General features: G+C 70.9%; 19 protein-coding genes. 13 read left to right on the forward strand and 6 right to left on the reverse strand.

The window, feature by feature from the left end; all coding sequences use genetic code 11:
* Positions 1-186 precede the first annotated feature (186 nt).
* The 8 genes from CSC66_RS10310 to CSC66_RS10345 all read left to right on the forward strand — a co-directional run bounded on the left by CSC66_RS10310 (position 187) and on the right by CSC66_RS10345 (position 10,142).
* On the forward strand, positions 187-2,391 hold the full coding sequence (locus CSC66_RS10310) for a TonB-dependent siderophore receptor (protein ID WP_162377306.1): 2,205 nt from the start codon (positions 187-189) through the stop codon (positions 2,389-2,391).
* Positions 2,392-2,428: 37 nt separating this feature from the next.
* On the forward strand, positions 2,429-2,758 hold the full coding sequence (locus CSC66_RS10315) for an iron uptake protein (RefSeq protein ID WP_202935626.1): 330 nt from the start codon (positions 2,429-2,431) through the stop codon (positions 2,756-2,758).
* 4 nt (positions 2,759-2,762) lie between these two features.
* On the forward strand, positions 2,763-4,457 hold the full coding sequence (locus tag CSC66_RS10320) for a PepSY-associated TM helix domain-containing protein (RefSeq protein WP_238394360.1): 1,695 nt from the start codon (positions 2,763-2,765) through the stop codon (positions 4,455-4,457).
* Positions 4,450-4,776 (forward strand): DUF3325 domain-containing protein, encoded by a 327-nt coding sequence (locus tag CSC66_RS10325; protein WP_162377307.1) that lies wholly within the window; start codon positions 4,450-4,452, stop codon positions 4,774-4,776. The genes CSC66_RS10320 and CSC66_RS10325 overlap by 8 nt, the downstream gene beginning before the upstream one ends.
* 105 nt (positions 4,777-4,881) lie before the next feature.
* A complete protein-coding gene (locus CSC66_RS10330; protein ID WP_162377308.1) occupies positions 4,882-5,559 on the forward strand; it encodes a class I SAM-dependent methyltransferase in 678 nt (225 codons plus the stop codon).
* A 75-nt stretch (positions 5,560-5,634) separates the two neighbouring features.
* Positions 5,635-7,191, forward strand: a complete 1,557-nt coding sequence (locus CSC66_RS10335; RefSeq protein ID WP_162377309.1) for a phospholipase D family protein — start codon at positions 5,635-5,637, stop codon at positions 7,189-7,191.
* Between the two features lie 114 nt (positions 7,192-7,305).
* Positions 7,306-8,322: a lipoprotein N-acyltransferase Lnb domain-containing protein gene (locus CSC66_RS10340; RefSeq protein WP_162377310.1), complete on the forward strand. Its 1,017-nt coding sequence runs from the start codon at positions 7,306-7,308 to the stop codon at positions 8,320-8,322.
* The gene (locus tag CSC66_RS10345) at positions 8,319-10,142 is read left to right on the forward strand and encodes an SLC13 family permease (RefSeq protein ID WP_162377311.1); all 1,824 of its coding nucleotides are present in this window, start codon (positions 8,319-8,321) and stop codon (positions 10,140-10,142) included. Before CSC66_RS10340 ends, CSC66_RS10345 begins: the two co-directional genes overlap by 4 nt.
* Positions 10,143-10,639: 497 nt before the next feature.
* Here CSC66_RS10345 and mfd read toward each other — a convergent pair whose 3' ends face one another.
* Together mfd and CSC66_RS10355 are read right to left on the reverse strand one after the other, a co-directional pair.
* Positions 10,640-14,137, reverse strand: a complete 3,498-nt coding sequence (mfd, locus tag CSC66_RS10350) for a transcription-repair coupling factor (protein ID WP_162377312.1) — start codon at positions 14,135-14,137, stop codon at positions 10,640-10,642.
* A gap of 190 nt (positions 14,138-14,327) precedes the next feature.
* A complete protein-coding gene (locus tag CSC66_RS10355) occupies positions 14,328-14,861 on the reverse strand; it encodes a GNAT family N-acetyltransferase (protein ID WP_162377313.1) in 534 nt (177 codons plus the stop codon).
* A 95-nt stretch (positions 14,862-14,956) separates the two neighbouring features.
* On the opposite strand from CSC66_RS10355, the gene CSC66_RS10360 reads away from it, so the two are divergent.
* Positions 14,957-15,874: a cation diffusion facilitator family transporter gene (locus CSC66_RS10360; protein WP_162377314.1), complete on the forward strand. Its 918-nt coding sequence runs from the start codon at positions 14,957-14,959 to the stop codon at positions 15,872-15,874.
* 565 nt (positions 15,875-16,439) lie between these two features.
* Here CSC66_RS10360 and CSC66_RS10365 read toward each other — a convergent pair.
* Positions 16,440-17,300 (reverse strand): 23S rRNA (adenine(2030)-N(6))-methyltransferase RlmJ, encoded by an 861-nt coding sequence (locus CSC66_RS10365; RefSeq protein WP_162377315.1) that lies wholly within the window; start codon positions 17,298-17,300, stop codon positions 16,440-16,442.
* A 45-nt stretch (positions 17,301-17,345) separates the two neighbouring features.
* On the opposite strand from CSC66_RS10365, the gene creB reads away from it, so the two are divergent.
* From creB to creD, 3 genes are all read left to right on the forward strand, one after another.
* Positions 17,346-18,035, forward strand: coding sequence for a two-component system response regulator CreB (gene creB / locus CSC66_RS10370; protein WP_162377316.1), 690 nt, complete (start codon positions 17,346-17,348; stop codon positions 18,033-18,035).
* The gene (gene creC, locus CSC66_RS10375; protein ID WP_162377317.1) at positions 18,036-19,472 is read left to right on the forward strand and encodes a two-component system sensor histidine kinase CreC; all 1,437 of its coding nucleotides are present in this window, start codon (positions 18,036-18,038) and stop codon (positions 19,470-19,472) included.
* 115 nt (positions 19,473-19,587) lie between these two features.
* Positions 19,588-20,985 (forward strand): cell envelope integrity protein CreD, encoded by a 1,398-nt coding sequence (creD, locus tag CSC66_RS10380; RefSeq protein WP_162377318.1) that lies wholly within the window; start codon positions 19,588-19,590, stop codon positions 20,983-20,985.
* A 50-nt stretch (positions 20,986-21,035) separates the two neighbouring features.
* Here the strand turns inward: creD and CSC66_RS10385 are convergent, their stop codons facing one another.
* Complete coding sequence (locus CSC66_RS10385) at positions 21,036-21,725, reverse strand: response regulator (protein ID WP_162377319.1); 690 nt, start codon at positions 21,723-21,725, stop codon at positions 21,036-21,038.
* Between the two features lie 118 nt (positions 21,726-21,843).
* Here CSC66_RS10385 and rlmD point away from each other — a divergent pair, with 118 nt between their 5' ends.
* Positions 21,844-23,190, forward strand: coding sequence for a 23S rRNA (uracil(1939)-C(5))-methyltransferase RlmD (gene rlmD, locus CSC66_RS10390; RefSeq protein ID WP_162377320.1), 1,347 nt, complete (start codon positions 21,844-21,846; stop codon positions 23,188-23,190).
* Between the two features lie 578 nt (positions 23,191-23,768).
* On the opposite strand, the gene CSC66_RS10395 is transcribed toward rlmD, so the two are convergent.
* Together CSC66_RS10395 and CSC66_RS10400 are read right to left on the reverse strand one after the other, a co-directional pair.
* Positions 23,769-24,176 carry a type 2 periplasmic-binding domain-containing protein gene (locus tag CSC66_RS10395; RefSeq protein WP_136249442.1) on the reverse strand — a complete coding sequence of 136 codons (408 nt, stop codon included), beginning with the start codon at positions 24,174-24,176 and terminating at the stop codon, positions 23,769-23,771.
* Positions 24,177-24,188: 12 nt separating this feature from the next.
* Positions 24,189-25,319, reverse strand: a complete 1,131-nt coding sequence (locus CSC66_RS10400; RefSeq protein WP_162377321.1) for a porin — start codon at positions 25,317-25,319, stop codon at positions 24,189-24,191.
* Positions 25,320-25,362: the final 43 nt, after the last annotated feature.

Raw genomic sequence — 25,362 nt, forward strand, 5'->3', positions numbered from 1 at the left:
CGCATTTAATATGCGCCCAGCCAACGACCCCGCCAGGCCCCCAGGCCGAGCGGGATGGGCAAGGCGACCTCCTGCGGTGACCGGCCGCACAACGTCACCGGCTCGCGGCGGGCGCGGGCGACCGGAGCGATCCGGTCGCCTTTGCGCGAATCCCCCTCATTCCATCAAGACAAGGCAGTTTCCTCGATGCGTCCGAACCGTTCCTCCCGCCCGTCCCGCAGCCGTCGCCCTGATCGCCGCGCGTTCGCCAATGGCCACCTGCCGCTCGCGATCGCGCTGGCCCTGGCCGGCCTGTCCGGCACGGCGCTGGCCGCACCGCAGGAGGCGGCCAGCGCACAGGAGGGCGACGCCTCCGCCACCGACCTGGACGCGATCATGGTCGTGGGCCAGCGTGCCAGCCGCGTCAGCAACGGCGCGACCAACCTGGACCTGGAGATCAAGGAAACCCCGCAGTCCATCAGCGTGGTGACCGGCGAGCAGATGCGCCTGTTCGGCGCGAACAGCGTCAACGATGCGCTGCGGCTGGCGACCGGCGTGCGCGTGGACGAATGGGAAACCAACCGCACCAGCTACAGCGCCCGCGGCTTCGACATCCTCAACACCCAGATCGACGGCGTCGGCCTGCCCAACAGCTGGGGCATCGCCACCGGCGCGCAGGACACCTTCGGCTACGAGAAGGTGGAAGTCATCCGTGGCGCCAACGGCCTGCTGACCGGCGTGGGCAACGCGTCCGGCACGATCAACTACGTGCGCAAGCGCCCGACCAACGAGGCGCAGGGGATGGTCGGCCTGAGCTACGGCTCGTGGGACACGGTGCGTGCCGAAGCCGATTACTCGACTCCGTTCACCGACGACGGCCGCTGGGCCGGGCGCGTCGTGGCCGCGTACGAGGAGGGCGATTCCTGGCTGCGGGCCAACCAGAACGACCGCACCTTCCTCTACGGCGTGGTCGATGGCCAGGTCGGCGACAACGGCACACTGACCGTCGGCTATTCGCACCAGCAGGCCAATTCGGACGGCATCATGTGGGGCGCGCTGCTGTTCATGAACAGCGACGGCACCCAGAACGAATGGCCGCGCGATGCCACCACCACCCAGGACTGGACCTACTGGGATACGACCAACGAAACCGCGTTCGCCGAATACGTCCACCAGCTCGGTGCCGACTGGCGGTTGAACGTGTCGTACAACTACCGGCGCGCCAGCGGCGACGAGGACATGTTCTACGCCTACCTGGCGGACACCGACCTCGACGGCACGCCCGACGGACTGGATCCGGCCACCGGCCTGGGCCTGGTCGGCTATCCGTGGAGCGGCAAGGACGAGGTGACCAGCCACCTGGGCACCGCCAGCCTCAACGGCGTCTACACCATGTTCGGGCGCCAGCACGAGGCGGTGATCGGCGTCAGCGCCTCGCGCAGCACCACCGAGAACTGGGAGCGCAGCGCGGAGTTCCCGCATCCGGCCTGGGGCCTGCTGCCGCCGTTCCCGTACCCGACCGACGCCATTCCCGAGCCGTCCTGGAGCGAATTCTCGCAATCGGCGGAACTGGACCAGGACCTCAAGCGCGTGTTCGGCGCCACCCGCATCGCCGTGACCGAACGCTTCAAGGCGATCATCGGCGCCAACTACGCCGAGTACCGCCGCGAGGGCGTCTCCTATGGCGTGGACTTCGACGAGACCACCAGCCATACCAGCCCCTACGCCGGCCTGACCTTCGATTTCACCGACCGCGTGCTGGGCTATGTCAGCTATTCGGACATCTACCAGCCGCAGGACCAGAGCGACGCCGACAACCGCCTGCTGGACGCCAGCAAGGGCGTGAACTACGAGGCCGGCATCAAGGCCGAGTGGCTGGACGGACGCCTCCTGACCACGCTGGCGGTGTTCAAGGCCGACCAGCAGGGCCTGGCGACGCCGACGGGCGAGTACAACGAGTTCGGCCAGACCATCTACGCGCCGGTGGACGTGCAGTCCGAGGGCGTGGAGTTCGAGGCGGTCGGCAAGCTGGGCGACAACGTCGACCTGGTGTTCGGCTACACCGCGCTGGAGATGGACGGCCTCAATGGCGAGGACACCTATCCGTGGGTGCCGCGCCGCAGCGCCAACCTGGTCCTGAGCGCGCGCGCGCCGGGCTACGCCCCGCTGTCGTACGGCGTCGGCGGGCGCTGGCAGAGCGGGATATCCAATACCGAGAGCAGCGGCTTCACCGTGCGCCAGGACAGCTACGCGGTCCTCAACGCCTTCATGGGCTGGAATTTCGTCGAGAACGCGAGCGTGCGCCTGAACGTCAACAACGTGTTCAACGAGAAGTACATCAACACCCTGCGCTACAGCGGCTATTACGGCGCGCCCAGCAACTACACCCTCACCCTTGACTGGCGGTTCTGAGCGATCATCCGCCGCGAAGAGACAGTAGCCTGACGCCATGTCCACGCCTTCCTCCACGATCGATCCGCGCCCGGCCACGACCCGCGCGCCGCGCCTGCGCGTCGCCGCGCGGGTGGGCGCGGCGGTGCTGGGCGGGTATGCCTTCACCTGGGGCCTGATCGCCCTGGCCACCGCGCTGCTGTCCAAGGCCGGCATGGGCTTCCACGACGCCGAGTTCCTGTCCAGTGCGGTCGGGCTGCTCGTGTTCCTGGTCGCCTTGCTGTGGACGATGGCCTGTCGCCGGGTGGCGCTGGCCTGGGCGCTCCTGCTCGGCGGCGGCGCGGCGATGGCCGCGCTTGCCTCGCTCGTGCAGAAGAGCATCCTTTGACGCCATGGCCAGGACCAAGGAATCCGTCGTGACCCAGAGCTTCCGCCAGGCGATGGCCTGGCTGCACACCTGGTTCGGCCTGGTGCTCGGCTTCGTGCTGATGGCCGCGTTCTTCTTCGGCGCGCTGTCGGTGTTCGACCGCGAGATCGACCGCTGGTCGATCCCCGCCACGCGCTTCGAACCGCAGCCGATGCCGTCGTACGAGAAGATCCTGCGCCCGGCGTTCGAGCGCATGCAGCCGCTGCCGGCGGCGGTGGAGGCGATGGCGCCGCGGGTCGACGGTCCGATGCCGCAGCGCTTCGACACCGTCGGCAGCTGGAGCGCCTACACCACCCACCGCGACCCGGTGCTGGCGCTGTTCGCCGGCTACGTGGTGCCCAACGCGAAGGACCCGGACGAGCAGGTCTGGGCCTACGCCACCATCGATCCGCGCGACGGCACTTCGCTGCCGGATGACCGCCTCAAGCTGGGCAGCGGATTTTTCTACCCGATGCACTACAGCCTGACCCTGGACTGGAAGAACCTCGGCTTCTGGATCGTCGGCCTGGCGGCGCTGGCCATGCTGGCCGCGCTGGTGAGCGGGGTGGTCATGCACCGCAAGCTGTTCCGCGAGCTGTTCACCTTCCGCCCGGGCAAGGCGCGCCTGCGCAGCGTGCTCGATCTGCACAACCTGACCGGCGTGGTCGCGCTGCCGTTCCACTTCTTCTTCGCCTTCACCGGCCTGCTGATCTTCGCCGCGACCTATTACTTCCCGGTCGGCCATACCCAGCTGCACGACCTGCACGACCGCTATGCGGAGATCGAGGCCAGCCAGACCGGCCTGCCGCACGAGCGCGCCGGCGTAGCCGCGGGCCTGGCCAACGTCGATGTGATGGTGGCCGAGGCGCAGCGGCGCTGGGAGGCGGCTGGCAAGGCCGGCGACGTCGGCTTCCTGGTGCTGATGCACGTGGGCGACGCCAATGGCTATGTCAGCGTGTACCGCGCCGGCACCGACCGCATCGCCCTGGTCGGCGACGGCATCCACTTCAAGGCCAGCACCGGCGAGCTGATCCGCGAGGATCCGGCGGCCACGCCGGTCGCCAAGGCCGCCGAGTTCCTGACCGGCCTGCACCTGCAGCATTTCCGCCACTGGCTGCTGCGCTGGCTGTACGTGCTTGGCGGACTGGCCGGGGCGGTCTGCATCGCCACCGGCTTCGTGTTCTTCGTCGAGAAGCGCAAGCGCCAGCACGCGCTGGCCGGCAGCCAGGGCGCGCGGATCGTCGATGCGCTGGCGGTCGCCAGCGTCGCCGGGATGGTCATCGCCACGCTGTCGATCCTGGTTGCCAACCGCCTGCTGCCCGATGACCTGACTGGCCGCGGTGACTGGGAGCGCTACGCCTTCTGGGGCAGCTGGGTGCTGGCGCTGCTGCACGCCGCCTGGCGCAGCGCGCCAGTGGCCCGCGGCCTGCCCAATCCGGCCTGGCGCGAGCAGTGCTGGGTGATCGCAGCCCTGGCCGTGGCCGCGATGCTGCTGAACTGGCTCACCACCGGCGACCACCTGCTGCGCACGCTCGCCGCCGGCTACTGGCCGGTCGCCGGCGTCGACCTGGCGTTGCTGGCCACCGCGGCGATCGCCGCCGCCGCCGGCCGCATGTTCGGCCGTCGCACCACTGCGCGCGCCGATGCGCGCATGCGCGAGCAGGAGGCCGCGCATGCCTGAGCCGAGCCACGCGGGCTGGTTGCTGGCCGCGGCCCTGGCGGCATGCCTGGCAGGCATGGGTTGGCTGGCGCTGGCGATGGAGGTCCATGCCCGCCAGGTCTGGGGCAGGGCGCTGGCACGCGGGAGCGCGAAGCTGCTGCGCCTGCTCGGCGCGACGGCACTGGCCGCCAGCCTGTGGCTGTGCCTGGCGGCCGACCACGCCACGATGGCGGTGCTGGTCTGGACCATGGCCGTGGCGGGTGCGGCGCTGGCCATCGCCTTGACCCTGGCCTGGCGCGCGCGCTGGCTGGCGCTGCTGGCGCCGTGGGTGCGACGCTGATCCTGGCGCGGCGCCCGTGGCGCATGCGCCGGGCAGGGCGCGTCCGGCCTGCCCGGGGCGCACTGCGGCCAGCATCGTCCAGAGACCAGGCAGCGGGGGCAATCCATGTCGTTCGATGATCCGCAGGCCGTGGCCAGCTACGCGCAGGGACCGCTTCGGCTGGTGCCGGGCTTCGAGGCCCTGCAGCGGATGGCGGCGTTGCTGCTGGAGGAATCGGTGCCCGTCGACGGACGGGTGCTGGTGGTGGGGGCCGGCGGTGGCCTGGAGCTGAAGGTGTTCGCCGACCGGCAACCGGGCTGGCGGTTCGCCGGCGTCGATCCGTCGCGCGAGATGCTCTCGCTGGCGCGGTCCACGCTGGGCGTGCAGGCCGGGCGCGTGGATTTCCACGAAGGCTACGTCGACACCGCGCCGGCGGGACCTTATGACGCGGCGACGTGCCTGCTGACCCTGCACTTCGTCGAGCCCGGAGAGCGGCTGGCCACGCTGGGCCAGATCCGGCGACGGCTGTGGCCCGGTGCGCCGCTGGTCGTGGCGCACCACAGCTTCCCGCAGTCCGGGCCGGACAAGGCGCGCTGGCTGGAGCGCTACGCGGCGTTCGCCATCGGTTCGGGCGTGCCCGCCGCCAATGCCCGCAAGGCCATCGAGGCGATCGCCCGGCAGCTTCCGGTGCTGCCGCCGGACGAGGACGAGGCATTGCTGCGACGGGCCGGTTTCGAGCGGGTGGAGCAGTTCTATGCAGGCTTCACGTTCCGCGGCTGGGTGGGCCTGAACGCCGGTCCCTGAGTCCTCCAGGCCGCGGTACACACGCCGCCGTCGCGCCGCGCCCCTACAATCGCCGCATCCCACGCGACCACGCACATGAAGAAGAAGCTCAAGTGGATCGGCATCGCGCTGGCGGCGTTCGTGGCCGCCTCGCTGCTGTCGCTGTACGCGTACGGCCGCTTTGCCGAGCGCGCGCGCGGGCCGGCGGCGTACGCGATGGACGTGCAGCCGGCCGGCACGCCGCTGGACCGGGCGATCTCGCCGCTGACCTCGGCCCGGCCCGAGGACGCGGGCATCGTCATCCTGTCCGACAACCTCGATGCGTTCGCTGTGCGCGCCGCCACCGCGCGCGCGGCCGGGCGCAGCCTGGACCTGCAGTACTACATCTGGCACGCCGACTTCACCGGCAACATGATCCACCACGAACTGCTGCAGGCCGCCGACCGCGGCGTGCGCGTGCGGCTGCTGCTGGACGACATGAACGTGCACGGCAGCAAATCGGTGCTGGCGGCGCTCGACAGCCATCCGCTGGTCGAGGTGCGCCTGTTCAACCCGACCCGCGCGCGCGAGGGCACGATCGCCCGCGGCGTGGAGCTGCTGCTGCGCTTCTTCAGCCTCAACCGGCGGATGCACAACAAGACCTGGATCGCGGACGGGCGGGTGGCGATCGTCGGCGGCCGCAACATCGGCGACGAATACTTCGACGCGGCCGCCGACATCAACTTCATGGACACCGACGCGGCGGTGATCGGGCCGCCGGTGAAACAGGCCGAGGCGATCTTCGATGCCTACTGGAACAGCGCGTCGGCCATCCCGCTGTCGGCGCTCGTCGAGCCCGGCACCGGCGCGCTGGAGCGGGTCCGTGCCAGCATCGACGCCGGCCTCGCCTCGCCGCGCGCCGCGCCCTACCTGCAGCGCCTGAAGGACTCGCCCGGGGTCAACGACCTGATGGGCGGCAAGGTCCGCATCCACTGGACCGCCGACGCGGCGATCGTCTCCGACCCGCCGGAGAAGGCCGAGGGCGCCACGCCGCAGCCGGACTGGATGACGCCGGTGCTGGTCGAGCACGTCTCGGTGGTGGAGCGAGACCTGCGACTGATCTCGCCGTACTTCGTGCCCGGCACCGAAGGCGTGAACTGGTTCGACAGCGTCCGCCGCCGTGGGGTCGAGGTAGGCATCCTGACCAACTCGCTGGCGGCCAACGACGTGATGGCCGTGCACGGCGGGTATGCCGGCTACCGGATCCCGCTGCTCGAGCGGGGCGTCTCGCTGTACGAGCTCAAGCCGCACGGCAGCACCAGCGCCAGCCTGTTCGGTTCCAGCGGCGCCAGCCTGCATACGAAGGCCTACGTGCTGGACGGGCGGCGCGGCTTCATCGGCTCGTTCAACCTGGACCCACGCTCGATGAACCTCAACACCGAGATGGGGCTGCTGTTCGAGAGCACCGACGCGGCCGCCGAGCTCGAGGCGCTGTACCGGCGGAAGACCGATCCGCGCACCAGCTACCGGCTCGAACTGGTCGACGGCGCGCTGCGCTGGCAGGACGACGCCGCGCAGCCGCCCCGGACCTGGGACCGCGAGCCCGAAGCCAGCCTCTGGCGCCGTGGCGCCGCCCGCGTGATCGGCTGGCTGCCGGTGGAATCCCAGCTGTAGCGGGTGCGTCGCACCGGCGCGTGGCACGCCGGCCTTGAACTTTGACCCGGCCGCGGACGAGGATGCCGGGAGTCCGCGGGCCCGCGGGCCGGATGCCGCACCCCCGGAGGCCCCATGCAGGTTGCGCAGGACGCCACGTTCCGCTGGCCGCTCCCCTGGTGGCGCTCCGGCCCCGTGGCCCTGCGCTGGCTGCTGGGACTGGTGGCGAGCCTGCCGCTGGCGTGGGCGGCACTGGCGATCGCCTACGGCCCGCTGCCGCTGCCTGGCCGGGGCTGGCTGGCGCTGGCCTTCGCGGCATTCGCCGGATGGGCGCTGTGGGGCGCGCGCAGCCGCTGGCCGATGGGCGTCGTGGTGCTGCTGTTCGCCGCGTTGCTGGCGGCCTGGAGCCAGGTGAGGCCGAGGCACGACCGCCAATGGCGGCCGGAGGTGGCGGTCACGCCGCGGATCGCGATCGACGGCGACCGGGTGCTGGTCAGCGGGTACCGCAATTTCGACTACCGTGGCCGGGAGGACTTCGACGAACGCTGGGAAGAGCGCGAGCTGCGCCTGTCCGAAGTGCAGGGCGTGGACTTCTTCGTCTCCTACTGGGAGCCGGACGGGGCGATCGCGCACACCTTCCTCAGCTTCGACGTGGCCGGCGCCGATCCGCTGGCCATCTCGATCGAGATCCGGCCCGAGCGCGGCGGTGACGAGCGCGACATCGTGCGCGTGCGCAGCAACCACCGTGGCGAGGAGGTGTTCCTGTACCGGACCACCGCCTCGGCCGACACCGCGCGCGCCCTGTTCCGTGTCTACGCGTCCCGGATCAACGCGCTGGCCGATGTCCCGGAGTTCTACAACGTGCTCAGCAACAACTGCACGGTCAACATCGTCCGCTATGCCAACCAGGTCGGCCGGCTCGGCCGCTGGGACACCCGCCACCTGCTCAACGGCTGGAGCGACCGCTACCTGTACGATGCCGGGCTGGTCGACACCTCGATGCCGTTTGCCGAGCTGCGCCGGCGCTCGCTGGTCAATCCCGCCGCCCGGGCCGCCGACCAGGACCCGGCGTTCGCCCGGGCAATCCGCGAAGGACGGCCGGTTCCTGCCGCCGGTACCGGCGCCGGCCCCGAGGCCGGAGGCGGGCGATGAGCATGGAACTGCTGCTGGTCCTCGGCCTGCTGGCGGCGGCCATCGTCCTGTTCTCGCTCGGGCGGCCACGCGCCGACGTGGTCGCGCTGCTGATGGTCGCGGCGCTGCCGTTCACCGGGGTCATCGACGTCGGCGAGGCCATCGCCGGCTTCTCCGATCCCAGCATCGTGCTGATCGCGCTGCTCTTCGTGCTCGGCGAAGGCCTCGTGCGCACCGGGCTGGCCCAGCACATGAGCACCCTGATCCTGCACGTGGCCCGCGGCAACGAAGCGGTGCTGGTGGTGGCGCTGATGCTGGCGGTGGGGGCGATGGGATCGGTGATGAGCTCGACCGGCGTGGTCGCGATCTTCGTCCCGATCGTGCTGCGGATCGCGCGCAGCAGCCGGATCGCGCCGGGCCGGCTGATGATGCCGCTGAGCGTGGCCGCGCTGGTCAGCGGCATGATGACCCTGGTGGCGACCGCCCCCAACCTGGTGGTCCACGGCGAACTGCTGCGCGAAGGCCATGCCGGCTTCGCCTTCTTCGACTTCCTGCCGTTCGGTGCGCCGGTACTGGCGCTGGCGATCGGCTACATGCTCTTCGCGCGGCGCTGGCTGGGCGGCGGGGCACCGGTGCCCTCGCCACGCGCGCCGCGGCTGCAGGACTGGATCGGCGAGTACCGGCTGGAGGGCCGCGCGTTCCGGGTGCGGGTCGGCGCCGGATCGCCGCTGGTGGGTCGCGTCGCCTCGGCGCTCGAGGACGACGAGCTGGCCGGCATGAACGTGCTGGCGATCGAGCAGCTCGGCCGCTTCGGCCAGCGCCTGCTGCTGTCGGCGCAGGGGCGACGCCTGATGCCCGGCGATGCGCTGCTGCTGGACCTGCACGAACCGGGGATCGACGCGCCAGCGATGTTCGACGCATTGCGGCTGGAGTTACTGCCGCTGGAAGGGGCCTACTTTTCCGGCTACGCCAACGACATCGGCATGGCCGAGATGATGGTCGCGGTGAACTCGCCGCTGGCCGGGGTGAGCGCGCGCCGCGCGCGCCTGCAGGAACGCCACGAGCTGGCGGTCATCGGCCTCAAGCACGGCCGCACGGCCGAGGTGCGCGACCTCGAGGACGAGCCGCTGGAAGTCGGCGACACGCTGCTGGTGGCCGGCCCCTGGCCGGCGATCCGTGCCCTGGGCGCCGGGCCGGACGGACTGATCCTGCTCAACCTGCCGCTGGAATCGGATGAAGTCGCCCCGGCGGCGGCGCGCGCGCCGTTCGCCCTGGCGTGCCTGCTGCTGACCATCGGCCTGATGGTCAGTGGCGCGGTACCCAACGTGCATGCGGCGCTGATCGGCTGCCTGCTGATGGGCCTCACCGGATGCCTGGACCTGCGCAGCGCCTACCGCTCGATCCACTGGCCGAGCCTGGTCCTGATCGTAGGGATGCTGCCGTTCTCGCTGGCGCTGCAGCGCACCGGCGGCGTGGACCTCGCCGCCGACCTGCTGCTGGAGGCGGTGGGCGGTGCCGGTCCGCGGGTGGTCCTGGCGGCGATCTTCGCCGTCACCGCGATCTTCGGCATGTTCATTTCCAATACCGCCATCGCCATGCTGATGGCGCCGGTGGCGCTGGCGATCGCCCAGCACCTGGGCCTGTCGCCGTACCCGTTCGCGATGACCGTGGCGCTGGCCGCCTCGGCGGCGTTCATGACGCCGGTATCCTCGCCGGTCAATGCTCTGGTGGTCGGTCCAGGCGGCTACCGCTTCGGCGATTTCGTCAAGGTCGGCACGCCGCTGGCGCTGCTGACGCTGCTGGTCGTGGTGCTGCTGGTGCCGTGGGTGTTCGGGATGTAGCGCCACGATGTGAATGCAACGGCAAGGGCAACGGCGTGGGACGTTGGCTCCGGAGGGAGTCCGCCGTTGCAGAGGGGGATGGCCCACCCCTCGGGACGACATCCTGTCTTTACTCGGGTCGTGGCACATCCATGTGCCACTTGGTCCATCCCCTCTGCAACGACGGCCTCCGGGCGCTTTGGGGCTTGTGCCTTCGGCGAGGAAGGACCAGGAGCTGCAGCCGGCGGTCCTTCATTCCGGCGTTAGCCGGATCGAAGGCTTCGTCTTCATGCCACGCTGAGCCGCACGGCGCGAATCCCACCGCATCCGAAGTCCGTCGGCGCCTGGCGCTATGGCCCAAGTGGCACATGGATGTGCCACGGCCCTTCGTAAAGACAGGACGTCGTCCCGAAGGGTGGGCCATAGCGCCAGGTGCCGACGGACTCTTCCCGGAGCCGACGCTGTGACCTTGACCTTGACCGTGGCTGTTGCTGTTGCCGCAGCCGCAGCCGCACGCGTCAACCCGGTGCCAGTGTAGTCAGCAGCGCGCGCGCGGCGTTGAAGCGGTCCGCCGCCTCCGGCAGCGGCACGCGGATGCGCAGCTTGTCGGGGCCGTCCATCGCGTACAGCTTCGGCTGCTGCTGGATCATGCGGATCACCGACATCGGGTCGACCCGCGGCTTGGCCTCGAACACGATGCGGCCGCCGTTCTCGCCCAGGTCCAGCTTGCGGATGCCCAGCGCGTCGGCCTGCAGCTTCAACTCGGCGATGGCGAACAGGTGCTTGACCGGATCGGGCAGCAGGCCGAAGCGGTCGATCATCTCCACCTGCAGCTCGCGCAGCGCCTCGCCGTCGCGGGCACTGGAAATGCGCTTGTACAGCGTCAGGCGGGTGTGCACGTCCGGCAGGTAGTCTTCCGGGATCAACGCCGGCACGTTGAGCACCACCTCGGCGCCGCGCACTTCCTCGCCCGCGTCCAGGTCCGGCAGCTTGCCCAGGCGGATGCTGCGCACCGCGCGTTCGAGCAGCTCGGTATACAGGCTGAAGCCGACCTCGGCCATCTGCCCGCTCTGGTCCTCGCCGAGCAGCTCGCCGGCGCCGCGGATCTCCAGGTCGTGGGTGGCCAGGGTGAAGCCGGCGCCGAGCTCGTCCATCGAGGCGATCGCTTCCAGCCGCTTCTCCGCATCCGGCGTCATCGAACGGCGATCGGGCACCAGCAGGTAGGCGTAGGCACGGTGGTGCGAGCGGCCGACGCGCCCGCGCAGCTGGTGCAGCTGGGCCAGGCCGAAGCGGTCGGCGCGGTTGATGACGATGGTGTTGGCGTTGGGAATGTCGATGCCCGACTCGATGATCGTGGTCGACAACAGCACGTTGAAGCGCTGCTTCTGGAAGTCGAGCATCACCCGCTCCAGCTCGCGCTCGGGCATCTGCCCGTGGGCGATGCCGATTCGCGCCTCCGGCACGAGTTCGGCCAACTGCTTCTGCATGCGGCCGATGCTTTCGACGTCGTTGTGCAGGAAGTACAACTGGCCGCCGCGGGCCAGCTCGCGCTGGAAGGCTTCGCGCAGCTGCGCATCGTCCCAGGGCACGACGAAGGTCTGCACCGCCAGCCGGTTGGGCGGCGGAGTCGCGATGATCGAAAGGTCGCGCAGCCCCGCCATGGCCATGTTCAGCGTGCGCGGGATCGGCGTGGCGGTCAGGGTCAGCAGGTGGACATTCGCACGAAGGGCTTTCAGCGCTTCCTTCTGGCGCACGCCGAAGCGCTGTTCCTCGTCGACGATGACCAGGCCCAGGTCCTTGAACTTCACGTCCGGCTGCAGCAGCCGGTGGGTGCCGACGATCACGTCGATCCCGCCTTCGCTGACCTTCTGCAGCTCGGCCTCGATCTCCTTCTTGGTCTTGAACCGCGACAGCACCTCGACCTTGAGCGGCCAGTCGGCGAAGCGGTCGCGGAAGTTGCGGTAGTGCTGTTCGGCCAGCAGGGTGGTCGGCACCAGCACCGCGACCTGGCGGCCGGCGCTGGCGGCGGCGAACGCCGCGCGCACCGCGACTTCGGTCTTGCCGAAGCCCACGTCGCCGCAGACCACCCGGTCCATCGGCTGGCTGGACTGCAGGTCGCGCAGCACCGCCTCGATCGCCGCGTGCTGGTCGGGCGTCTCCTCGAACGGGAAGCCGGCAGCGAAGCTTTCGTACATCGGCCGGTCGATCTCCAGCGCCAGTCCGGCGCGGGCGTGCCGCCGGGCCTGGATCTCGAGCAGCTCGGCGGCCACGTCGCGGACCTTTTCCTGCGCCTTGCGCTTGGCCTTGGCCCATTGCTCGCCGCCGAGCGAATGCAGCGGCGCGGTCTCCGGCGAGGCGCCGGAGTAGCGGCTGACCAGGTGCAGCTGCGCCACCGGCACGTAGAGGCGGTCGCCCTTGGCGTACTCGATGTCGAGGAACTCGCCCGGCATGCCGCCGATGTCCATTGCCACCAGCCCACGGTAGCGGCCGACGCCGTGGTCCTCGTGGACGATCGGAGCGCCCTCGGTCAGCTCGCCCAGGTCGCGGATGATCGCTTCCGGCTCGCGCCCGGCGCGGCGTGCGCGGCGCGGCTGGGTCGCGCGTTCGGGGAACAGCTGGCGCTCGGTGAGCACCGCCAGCCGTGGCGCATCGAGGGCGAAGCCGTCTTCCAGCGGCGCCACCGCCAGCGCGAAGGCGTCGCTGCCGGCGAGGAAGGCGGGGAAATCGGCCACGACCTTCGGTTGCAGGCTGGCGGCCTGCAGCACTTCCAGCAGCGCCTCGCGGCGGCCGGGGGAATCGGCGGCCACCAGCACGCGGCCCGGGTAGCTGCCGAGGAACGAACGCAGGGCTTCGCCGGCGACATGCGGGTCGCGGCCGGCGACCGGCAACGACGGCGCCGGCTGGTCGCCCAGCGGCGCCGCCTCTTCGGCGCGTGGGTGGTCGCTGCCGCAGACCTCGACGCGTATGCCCTGGTTCAGCCGTTCGCGCAGCGTGTCCGGTGGCAGGTAGAGCTCCTCCGGCGCGAGCAGCGGATGCTCGACATCGTGGCGGCGCTGTTCGTAGCGGTTGCGCGTCTGCTGCCAGAACGCGGCGGCCGCCGCATTGGCGCCGTCCGCCAGCACCGGCAGCACGCTGACCGGCAGGTAGTCGAGAAGCGTGGCCGTGGTGTCCGAGCCGTCGCGCGCAGGCGGGAAGAACAGCGGCAGGTAGTACTCGATGCCGGCCGGGGCCAGTCCGGCCTTGAGGTCCTGGTACAGCGCGCTGCGCCGGGTGTCGACGTCGAAGCGCTCGCGCAACGCGTCGAGCACGCGGGCGATGCTGGCCTCGTCCATCGGCAGTTCGCGCCCGGGCAGCATGCGTACCGCCTCGATCCGGTCCAGCGAGCGCTGGCTTTCCGGATCGAAGCGGCGGATCGAGTCGACCTCGTCGTCCAGCATTTCGATCCGCAACGGCGCGTCGGCACCCATCGGGTAGACGTCGAGCAGGCCGCCGCGCACGGCGAAGTCGCCGGGGTCCAGCACCTGCGGCACGTTGCGGTAGCCGGCGCTTTCCAGCCGGCGCTTCTCCGCGTCCAGGTCCAGGCGCTGGCCGGTAGCCAGGTCGAAGCTGCCGCCGGCGATGTAGCGCAGCGGCGGCAGCCGCTGCAGCAGGGTCTGCACGGGAACGACCACGATCCCGCGCTCGAGCTGCGGCAGGCGCTGGAGCGCGGCCAGGCGCTGGCTGATGATGTCCGGATGCGGGCTGAAGCGGTCGTAGGGCAGCGTCTCCCAGTCCGGGAACGGCACCACCGGCAGGGAGGCGTCGTTGCCGAGCAGGGTAAGCAGGTCCGATTCGACCTGGTGCGCCGAGTGGGTGTCGCGGGCCACGAACAGCAGCGGGCCCGGATGGGCACGCGCGGCCTGCACCAGGTGCCAGGGCAGGGCCGAGGGCGAGGCGGGTACGCGCCACCAGGCACGGGCCTGGCCGCGCTTGGGCATCGGGGGAGCGGGGGGCACGGGCGGGGACGCGGACGGCATGGACCGCGCATTGTAGCCGCGGTGCGATGAGGGGCGGCGCGTGCTCCTGCGTAGGAGCCGGGCTCGCCCGCGACGCGACGCCGTCTGCACAGGCGTCGCCGTCGTGGTTCCGACCGGCGTGTCGCCAGCAAGCTGTGCTCCTACACCCGGGATCCGGCGCGTGTGGGCCGCAGGACCCGGCGCGTGCGGGTCAGAGGTCCAGCACCAGCCGGGTCAGGCCCGGCGGGACGCCGCTTTCCAGGCTCGGGCGGAAGCCCATCGATGCAGCCAGGTCGAGCATCGGTCCGTTGCTGTCGGGCGTGTCGCCGTAGAGGCGGTCGAGGGAGCGCCCGCGCGACCACTTCACCAGCTTCTGCATCAGGTGCCGGCCCAGGCCCAGGCCTGCCACGTAGTTGCCGAGCAGGATCGCGTACTCGGCCTGGCGCGTGCCGGGGACGATGCGCGCACGGGCGAGCCCGGCGATCATCGCTTCACCTGGCGGCAGCGGTTCGGCGCCGACCAGGACCAGCTCGGTCTTCGGGTCCGGGCGCGACAGCTGCGCGGCGGCCGCGTCGTCGAGCGAGTCGCCACCGCCGAAGCCGGCGCGCAGTTCCGCCGGCCCGAGCATGCCGAACACGCCCTGCAGCGGCGAGGCATCCTCCGGGCGGATCGGGCGGATCAGGATCGCCCGCCGGTTGGGCAGGACGAACTCTTCGTGCCAGGGGGGGAGGCGGTTGCGGGGCATGGGAGGGATATTCCCACATTCACGGGCAGGCCGTCGCAGGGCGTCGGCCGGTGGCTTGCTAGACTCCGGCTCCAATCGGTCCAGGAGGCGATGCCATGGCAGGCGGTGGTGATTCGGTCCGCGCGATCTTCTTCGCGCTGGGAGCCAACTTCGCGATCGCCGTGGCCAAGGGCGTGGCGGCCTACGTCACCGGTTCCGGCGCGATGCTGGCCGAGACGGTGCACTCGCTGGCCGACTGCGGCAACCAGCTCCTGCTGCTGCTGGGCCTGCGCCAGGCCAAGCGCCCCGAGAGCCGCGAGCATCCGTTGGGCCACGGCCGCGCGATCTACTTCTGGTCCTTCCTGGTGGCGGTGATGCTGTTCAGCGTGGGCGGCATGTTCTCGGTATACGAGGGCGTGCACAAGCTGATGCATCCCGAGCCGCTGCAGCAGTGGTGGTGGGCGGTCGGCGTGCTGGTATTCGCGATCGTGGCCGAGTCGGTTTCGATGCGCGCCTGCCTGCAGGAAGTGGACAAGGCGCGCGGCGACCGCAGCCTGTGGGAATGGTTCCGCGAGAGCCGGCAGGCCGAGCTGGTGGTGATCTTCGGCGAAGACCTGGCGGCGCTCCTTGGCCTGCTGTTCGCGCTGGGCGCGGTGCTGCTGACGGTGTTGACCGGCAACCCGGTGTTCGACGCGATCGGCACCATCGCCATCGGCGTGCTGCTGATCGTGATCGCGGTGCTGGTGGCGATCGAGGTCAAGGCGATGCTGATCGGTCAAAGCGTGGACCCGCTGCTGCAGGCGCAGATCGAGGGCTTCCTCAAGGGACGTGCGGAGATCGCGCAGCTGCTGCGCCTGATCACCCTGCAGCAGGGCAACGAGGTGCTGGTCTCGATCCATGCGCGCATGCACCAGAGCCAGGACGGACGGCGCATGCTGCGCGAGATCGACCAGGTCGAGGTCGCGTTGAAGGCGCAGTTCCCGGTCGTGCGCTGGTGCTTCTTCGAACCCGAAGGCGAGGACGTGGCGGGCTGAAAGAGGCGCGCGGATTCTTGGCTGGCATCCAGCATCCGGCCAAGAACAGAGCGCTTGGGGCGTCGGCTTCGGCGGGAGCCGCGCCAGGCCCGGGGTATCGCTCTTCCCTCGACTGGACATCCTGTCCAGACTCGGGCGCGGGCCATCCATGGCCCGCTTGCCGCGACACCCCGGGCCTGCCGCGTCTTCGGCGACCGGTTGGTGCGTGGCTTCGTTCGCGCCGGTTGCGACGCGACACCGAAGTACGCGGTGGATACCCGTTACAAGCCCGAGCAAGGGCGAGGGGTGCACGAATGCGGTGGACGTTCGCGAATTTGTGACCGGCAATAGCGACCTGGGACCCGGGCGTGGAACGAAGCCACATCATCAATCTGCGATAGGACTTCGTCGTGCCGGGGTATGGCGCAAGTGGCACATGGATGTGCCACGGCCCCTCGTAAAGGCAGGATGCCGTCCCGAGGGGTAAGCCATACCCCGGTATGGCGAAGGCCCCATCCGGAGCCGGCCAGGCTGCTGTTGCTGTGTTGCTGTGCTGTTGCTCCCGCTGAATCAGCCAGCCGGAACCTCAGCCCTCGTCGCGCTTCAGCCACTCCAGCCGCGTGGAGGTGCCCCGTTCGCCCAGCTTGTCCCCGAGCACCGGCAGCACCGGCGCGATCGCCTCGTCCAGCTTCCACGGCGGATTGACGATGGCCATGCCGCTGCCGTTGAGCCGCAGGGGCGAATCGTCTGGGCGCACCAGCAGTTCGGTGAGCAGCACCGATCGTGCCGGCAGCCCCTCGAGCTTGCGGAAGAACGGCTGCAGGCTGCGCCGCTGCTTGATCGGGTACCAGACCGCGCAGGTCGCCTGCGGCCAGCGTTCCAGCGCCTCGCGCACCGCGCGGGCGACCCGCGGGTATTCCTCGTCCTGCGCCTCGTAGGGCGGGTCGACCAGGACCAGGCCGCGGGCGATCCGGGTGCCATCCACGCGCGGCGGCAGCAGCGCATGCACCGCGTCGTAGCCATCGCGGGCATGCACGGCCACGCGCGGATCACTGGCGAACAGGGCCTTGAGCGCGGCTGCCTCCTCCGGCTGCAGCTCGCAGGCGGCCAGCCGGTCCTGCGCGCGCATGGCCTGGGCGGTGAGCAGCGGCGAGCCGGGATAGACCAGCAGCGCGTCCACCGGATTGTCCGCCGCGACCGCGCGCAGGTAACGGGCCAGCAGCGGTGGCGGATCCTGCAGGCCCAGCAGCGGCAGGATGCCGGTGGTCGCCTCGCCGGTGCGGCCGGCGGCCTCGCCCTTGAGCAGGTAGCGGCCGCGGCCGGCATGCGTGTCGAGGACGAAGAACGGCGCCTCCTTGCGCAGCAGCGCATCGAGCAGCCCCAGCAGGACGACATGCTTGAGCACGTCGGCGTGGTTGCCGGCATGGAAGGCGTGGCGGTAGTTCATGCGCGCAGCATAGCCGCCATGGCGGGCCCGGACTATGCTTGGCCCATGCCAACGATCCTGGTCGCCGACGACGAACCGGCCATCGCCGAGGCGCTGCTGTACGCGTTGCGCAGCGAGGGCCTGGAGGCCGAGCACTGCCTGCTGGGCGGGCAGGCGCTGGAGCGGGTGCGCGCCGGCGGGATCGACGTGCTGGTGCTGGACGTCGGCCTGCCCGACCTCAACGGCTTCGACGTCTGCCGGCAGTTGCGCGGCTTCAGCGAGGTGCCGGTGATCTTCCTGACCGCGCGCAACGACGAGATAGACCGCGTACTGGGCCTGGAGCTGGGTGGCGACGACTACGTGACCAAGCCGTTCTCGCCACGCGAACTGGTGGCGCGGGTGCGGGCGCGGCTGCGGCGCAGCGCCGTGCCGGCGGCCGGGGAAAGTTCCGGCGACGGCTGGGTGGAGCGGGGCGAGTTCGCAGTCGATCGTGGCGGCCACCGCATCCGTTACCGCGGCCAGGCGCTGGACCTCACCCGCTACGAATTCGTGCTGCTGGAAGCGCTGCTGCAACGCCCCGGCGCGATCCTCAGCCGCGCCCAGCTGATGGACCGGGGCTGGGACAGCGACGCCGACAGCGGCGACCGCACCGTGGACACCCACGTGAAAACCCTGCGGGCCAAGCTGCGCGCCGCCGGCGCCGAGCCCGACCCGATCCGCACCCACCGCGGCCTCGGCTACGCGATCGAGGCCTGAGTGCGGCTCGGCCTGCGCCTGTTCCTGGGCTTCTTCCTGATCGTTGGCCTGGCCGCGTTCTTCGTGATGCGGGTGTTCGTCGACGAGGTCAAGCCGGGCGTGCGCCAGGCGATGGAATCGACCCTGGTGGACACCGCCAACGTGCTGGCGGCGATGGCCGCCGACGACCTCAAGGCCGGCCGCATCGCCGAGGGCCGTTTCGCCGGCGACCTGGCCCGGGTCCGCGACCGCGACCCGGAGGCGACGATCTGGCGGTTCCCCAAGCGCAGCATCGACTACCGGGTCACGGTGACCGATGCGCGCGGGATCGTGGTGTTCGATTCGGAAGGCCGCGACCTGGGGCGCGACAACTCGCGCTGGAATGATGTCTACAGGACCCTGCGTGGCGAGTACGGCGCCCGTTCCAGCCCGGAGTCGCCGGGCAGCGAGCGCACGGTGATGCACGTGGCCGCGCCGGTCTTCGATCCCGAGGCGCCGGGGACGCTGATCGGGGTGCTGACCGTGGCCAAGCCCAACCGCACGCTCGAGCCGTTCATCGAGGCGAGCCAGCGCAGCATCCTGGGCAAGGGCGCGTGGCTGATCGGCCTGTCGGCGCTGGTCGGGCTGCTGATGACGTGGTGGCTGGCGCGCCGGATCGGCCGGCTCAACCGCTATGCGCAGGCGGTGGCGGCCGGGCAGCCGGTGGCACCGCCGCCGCGGCGGCGCGACGAGATCGGCGACCTGGCCCGCGCGCTGGAGGACATGCGCCGCAAGCTGGAAGGCAAGGCCTACGTGGAGCAGTACGTGCAGTCGCTGACCCACGAGATGAAGAGCCCGCTGGCGGCGATCCGCGGCGCGGCCGAACTGCTGCAGGAACCGCTGCCCGAGGCCGAACGGCGGCGCTTCGCCGCCAACATCCAGGCCCAGCAGCAGCGCCTGACCGAAACCATCGACAAGCTCCTGGCACTGGCCGAGGTCGAGCAGCACGGCTGGTTGCAACGGCGCGAAGCGCTGGACCTGTCGGCACTGCTGCGGCAGCTGGCGGCCTCGGTCGAACCGCAGCTGGCCGCGGCCCGGCTGCAGCTGCGCGTCGAGGGCGCCGACTCGCCGCTGGTGGTGCGGGGCGATCCGTTCCTCGTGCGCCAGGCGCTGGCCAACCTGGTCGACAACGCGATCGCGTTCTCGCCGGCCGGCGGTTCGATCCTGCTCGGCATCTCCGTGGCCGAGGGGCGGGTGCGGGCCACCGTGCGCGACGCCGGCCCGGGCGTGCCCGACTACGCGCTGGGGCGCGTTTTCGAGAGGTTCTACTCCCTGGCCCGTCCGGACGGTGGCGGCCGCAGTTCCGGCCTCGGCCTGCCCTTCGTCCGCGAAGTGGCGCGCCTGCACGGCGGCGAAGCCTGGCTGGGCAACCGCGATGGCGGCGGCGCCGAGGCCGGGCTGAGCCTGCCACTGGCCTAGCCGGCGCGCCGCACGCACCTCACGCCGTCCACTTCACGCCCGCTTCAAACACCGGCCATGCCCGCCCCACGCGGCCGCCGCACGCTGCGCGCGGTCATCCATCCGGGGCGAACCCATGAAATCGTTGCGACTGCTGTTGCGCTTCCTCACCGTCGGCGGCCTGGTACTGGTGCTGCTGGTGCCGCTGAGCATGATCCGCGGCCTGATCCAGGAACGTACCCATTACCGCGGCGAGGCGATCGAGCGCGTCTCGCAGAGCATGGCCGGGCCCCAGCAGCTGGTCGGGCCGTTGCGCGTGGTGCCGTGGAAGGAAGTCCGGCGGGTCAACGCCGCGGCGCAGGACGGGCGGATCGAAGTGCGCGCCGAAACGGTGGAAGGCTACCTGCTGCAGGCCCCGGAGCTGTTCCAGGCGCGCGGCACGATCGCCCCGGACGTGCGCCGCGTCCGTCTGTACGACGTGCGCGTGTTCCAGTGGCAGGCGGAAGTGACGGCGCGCTTCGAGGCGATGCCGGTGCCCGCGGTGGAGGGCCGCGAATACGGCGAGCCTTACCTGGTGGTGGGCCTGGCCGACGTGCGCGGACTGGTCGGGACTTCGCGGTTGCGGGTGGACGGCAAGGAGCTGGAACTGCTGCCCGGAACCGCCTCGCTATCCGGGCGGATGGACGGTGTCCACGCGCCGCTGCCCGCACCGGGATGGAACGCGGTCGCGACCGGCGTGGACGGCGGCGACGCCGTGGCATCCGCGCGCAGGCTGCCCGCCAGCGAGGTGCAGCTGGAGATGGCCATCGCCGGCACCCAGTCGCTGGGCATCGTGCCGGTGGCCGACAGCAATCGCATCGAGCTCCAGTCCGGCTGGCCGCACCCGCAGTTCAGCGGACGCTTCCTGCCCAACCAGCGCAGCATCGGCGACGACGGTTTCCGGGCCTCCTGGAACATTTCCTCGCTGGCCAGCGCGGCGCAGTCGCAGGTGCTCGACCCGTCGATCAAACGGTTGACCCCGCGCGCCGGCGAGGTGGAGCAGGGCACGAGCGTGGACAACGTGACGGTGGCGCTGGTCGATCCGGTCGACGTCTACACGCAGGTCGACCGCGCGAGCAAGTACGGGATCCTGTTCGTGCTGCTGACCTTCGTCGGCTTCGCCCTGTTCGAGCTGGTCAAGCAGCTGCGCATCCATCCGCTGCAGTACCTGCTGGTGGGCCTGGCGCTGGCGATCTTCTTCCTGCTGCTGCTGGGCCTGTCCGAGCACATGGCGTTCTGGCAGGCCTACGTGCTGGCGGCGGCGGCCTGCATCGGGCTGCAGTTCGTCTACCTGTCGGGCGTGTTGCGCGGCTGGTGGCGGGCCGGCGCGTTCGCGACGATGCTCACGGCCCTGTATGGCGCGCTTTACAGCCTGCTGGTGTCGGAGGACAACGCGCTGCTGATGGGCTCGCTGCTGCTGTTCGGCATCCTGGCCGTGGTCATGCTGGTCACCCGCAGGATCGACTGGTACGAGCGGTCGGCCACCCTGGGCTGAGGGGCGCGCAGGCAGGCGAAGGGCGCCGTCCGCGGCGCCCTTGGCGCGTCTCAGCGCAGCAGGTCGCGGGCGGCGTGGTCGAAGCGGTCCAGCGCCGTCATCGACTCCGGGGTGCGGCGCAGCAGCTCCACCGCCGCCCCGAGACGGCGCGCACCGACCAGGCCGCAGCCGGCCTGGAGCCGGTGCAGGCGCGAGCGCAGCGCGCCGGCGTCGCCGCGGCGGGCGCTGCTCAGGACCTCGTCGCGGGCGCCCGGCAGCTCCTCGAGGAACAGGCGGCGCAGGGCCTGGACGTTGGCCGGGTCGTGGTTGAGCGCCATCGCGGCGGCGGCGTTGTCCCAGTCGGGCAGGTCGCCGGCGTCGGCCAGGGCGCTGCGCACCGCGCCCGCCAGTTCGGCCGTGGCCAGTGGCTTGACCAGCACGTCGCGGAAGCCGGCCTGGAGGGCGGCCACGCGAACCGCGGGGTCGGCATCGGCGGTGTGGGCCAGGGCGGGAGGTGGCTGCGGCCAGCGCGCCCGCAGCCGCTGGAGCAGGTCCGGGCCGGAGCCGTCGGGCAGGTTCAGGTCGACCAGCCAGAGATCGTGGCGGACGGTCTCGGCCCGCGCCAGCGCGCAGGCCTGGGTGGTGACCGCGTCGACCGCCGCCGGCAGCGCCTCGAGCACGGCGCGGAAATAGGCCTGGCTGATGGTGTCGTCCTCGACCAGCAGGACGCGGGGAAGGGAAGGGGGCTTCCGGGTTTCCATGCGGCTGACTCCATGTCGGCTGCGGCCATAGTAGCGCTATCACCGGGTCGGGCAACGGCCACAGGTCATGCCCGCGGCCGGCGCCCGCGGATGGGCCGGAGGCGGCCGATCTGGGACAATGGCCGGCCTTTTTGCCCGCAGCCTGCGCCACGTGGCCCGACTCGACCGCACTCCGTTCCAGCTCCAGATCCTCGACCTCAGCCACGACGGCCGTGGCGTCGCGCGCCGCGACGATGGCAAGGCCGTGTTCGTCGCCGGCGCGCTGCCTGGCGAGACCGCCGTGGTCGAGCAGACCGCGCGCAGCCGCCATTTCGACGAGGCGCGCACGCTCGAAGTGCTGGACGCCTCGCCCGATCGCGTGCAGCCGCGCTGCCCGCACTTCGGCACCTGCGGCGGCTGCGTGCTGCAGCACCTGGCTGAAGACAAGCAGATCGTCGCCAAGCAGCGGGTACTGCTCGACAACCTGGAGCGGATCGGCAAGGTCGCGCCGGGCACGGTGCTGCCGCCGCTGACCGCCGACAGCTGGGGCTACCGGCGCAAGGGCCGCTTCTCGGTGCGGCGGGTCAACAAGAAGGACAAGACCCTGGTCGGCTTCCGCGAGCAGGATCCGCGCTTCGTCGCCGAGCTGCGCGAGTGCCATACGGTCATTCCGGAGATCGGGATGAAGATCCAGGCGCTGGCCGCACTGGTGGATGGCCTGCAGGCGCGCGAGCAGATCCCGCAGATCGAGTTCATCGCCGGCGACGCGGCGATCGCGCTGACCGTGCGCCACCTGGTGCCGCTGGGCGAGGCCGACCGCGCCGCGCTGGCCGCCTTCGGCCGCGAACACGGTTTCGCGATCTTCCTGCAGCCCAAGGGCCCGGACAGCGTGCAGCCGCTGGAGGGCGAGGCGCCTGCGCTGTCGTTCCGGCTGCCGCAGTGGGACGTGGAGCTGGCGTTCGAGCCGCTGGACTTCATCCAGGTCAATGCGCGGCTCAACGACGGCATGATCGCGCGCACGCTGGAGATGCTCGACCTGCAGCCCGGACACCGCGTGCTGGACCTGTTCTGCGGGCTGGGCAACTTCACCCTGCCGCTGGCGCGCCGGGTGCGCGAGGTGGTCGGCGTGGAAGGCGATGCCGGCCTGGTCGCGCGCGCCCGTGCCAATGCGCAGCGCAACGGCCTGCACAACGCGCAGTTCTTCGCCGCCGACCTGACCCAGGACCAGCGCGGCACGCCGTGGATGCGCCAGGGCTTCGACCGCCTGCTGCTGGATCCGCCGCGCTCGGGCGCCGACGCGGTGCTCAAGCAGCTGCCGCTGAAGGACATCCGGCGCATCGTCTACGTCAGCTGCCACCCCGGCTCGCTGGCGCGGGACGCCGGCTTCCTGGTCAACGAGCGCGGCTACCGGCTGGTGTCGGCGGGGGTGATGGACATGTTCCCGCATACCGCGCACGTGGAGAGCATCGCGCTGTTCGAGCGCTGAGCGGCGCGGCCTGGGCCAAGCCGACGCGGAGCTCGAGCGAAGCGGAAGCGGAGATGGAAGCACGGTTGGCGTCGGCTTCGGGGGGAGCCGCGGCAGTGCGGGTGCCGGGCGCATCGCCCGATGCTGCCGTCCGTGGCTGCAACGGGCGAACGCAGGCCATCCATGGCCTGCTTGCGCCCGACACCCGCACTGCCGCGTCTTCAGGTGCGTTGGGGTGGTGGCTTCGTTCGTTGTGCTGCGAGGGGCGTTGGCTGCCTTCGTGCGGAGCGTCGATGCGCCGTCCCCTGCAGCGATGGTCACGTCGGGGTCTTCCGGACAACCGTCCCGACAATGACCGGATGGTGTTGTTGTCGCCGGCCAGATCGTGTCGCTGTTGTAGGAGCCCATCCTCATGGGCGACCCCGCGCCTCCGAACGCCACCCGCCACCCTGTTCCGGCGGCGGGAGCAGCGGGCCAGGCCCCCCCCACCGGAGCCGGTGCCTTTGCGCCTGGCCGTGGGCTCGGGCAAGCGAGCGCCAAGAAAAACGCCACGGTCTGCACCGTGGCGTTCGCCGTGACGCGGGGAGAGAAGCGCGTCGTCAGAACTTGAACAGCACCTTGACCGTGCCGTCCACCGCGCCGTCGTCGATGTAGCCGATCGCGCCCGGAGTCGAGGCGACCTTCGCCTTCACCGCCGCGTCGCCGGACAGCTCCTCCGGTGCCTTGGCCTTGCCGGTGAAGATCAGCTTCGACCAGTAGCCGGCCAGGTCGGCGCCGGAGCGGCCCAGCACGCCCGACTCGAACGCCGACTTGGTGGCGCCGGCCTTCTGGTACACGACCACGGCCGGCTTGCCGCCGACGGTGGCTTCGCGGCCCAGGAACACGCGCTTGACCGCCTCGGCATCCAGCGCGCCGGCCGGCGAATCGGCGCCGACCACCACCGAGCCGGCCAGGCAGGGGAAGCTCAGCGCGCACAGCGCCAGGCCCATGAAGAACTTGCGATTCATGTCCGCTCCGGGTCAGTAGGTGAAGACGACGCCAGCCGCGACCAGGTCCGCATCGGAGCCGGCGAGGATGGTGCTCTTGTAGTGGGTGTAGTCGACCTTGACCGCGATGTTGGGGTTGACGTCGTAGCGCACGCCCACCGCGCTGAACTCCTTGTCGCCTTCCTGGCTGGCCAGCAGGCCGGCCACCGTCTGGTACAGCGGATGGGCCGGCGGCACCGGCAGCAGGCCGAGCGCGGTGGTGTCCGCCTCGGTGCGGCTGCGCGACCAGCTCGCGTACGGGGTCCAGTCGCCGGCGCGATAGGCGGCGTTGACCGCCACGGCCTTCTGCCCGCCAATGTAGTTGTCGCCGTAGTCGATGTCGGTAAGCTCCACGCCGACGGTGACGCCGCCGCGGTTGATCTCCGCGCTCAGGCCCAGGAACGACGCATCATCGCGATCGAACGCCAGCGCCGCGCCGGCCTGCGGGCTGGCCGCCATCACCGCGGCGATCAGCGGATCGGCCGCGGCCACCTGCACCGATGCCTCGCCGACCACGTAGCTGCCGCGCAGCGACAGCCACTCGTCGTACTGCGCCTCGAAGGTGATGCCGCCCTGGTCGCGGACTTCCACGTGCAGGTCGTCCTGCGACTCGTCCACGGTGCCGTAGATCAGCTGGGTGCGCAGGGTCCACTTGTCGAAGTTGCGCGCGCCGATCAGGTTGACGCCGTTGTAGTTGCTGTAGGGGAGGTTGTAGACGCCCAGCGGCACGCGCATGAACGGATACGCCGCGCCCACTTCGAGGTAGTCGGAGTAGTGGAAGTACGGGGTGCGCTGGCGGCCGGCCTTGACCGACCACGACGGGCTGAACTGGTAGCGCACGTAGGCCCAGGCGAACTCCGGGTCCCAGCCTTCGTCGCCGCGGGCGACGACCTGGGCCACCGCGTCGGCGCGCTCGCCCAGGGTGGCGGTGGCCTGCAGGGCGAACAGGGATTCGGGGTCGAAGCTGACGCTGTCGTCGTAGGACAGGCCGGAAACGGTGCTGCCGTCGTCGAGCGTAGCGCCGGCGACCACCTGGCCGAAGCCGTTGAAGGTGACTTCGGCCTGCGCGGCGGGAGCCACGGCCAGCGCGAGCAGCGCCACCGCGGGGAAATGCTTGGTCTTCACTTCAGTGTACTTCCTGGCTGGAGGGAGCCCCGGGCGGGGCGTG

The organism is Pseudoxanthomonas kaohsiungensis, from assembly GCF_010211765.1.
Taxonomy (GTDB): domain Bacteria; phylum Pseudomonadota; class Gammaproteobacteria; order Xanthomonadales; family Xanthomonadaceae; genus Pseudoxanthomonas; species Pseudoxanthomonas kaohsiungensis.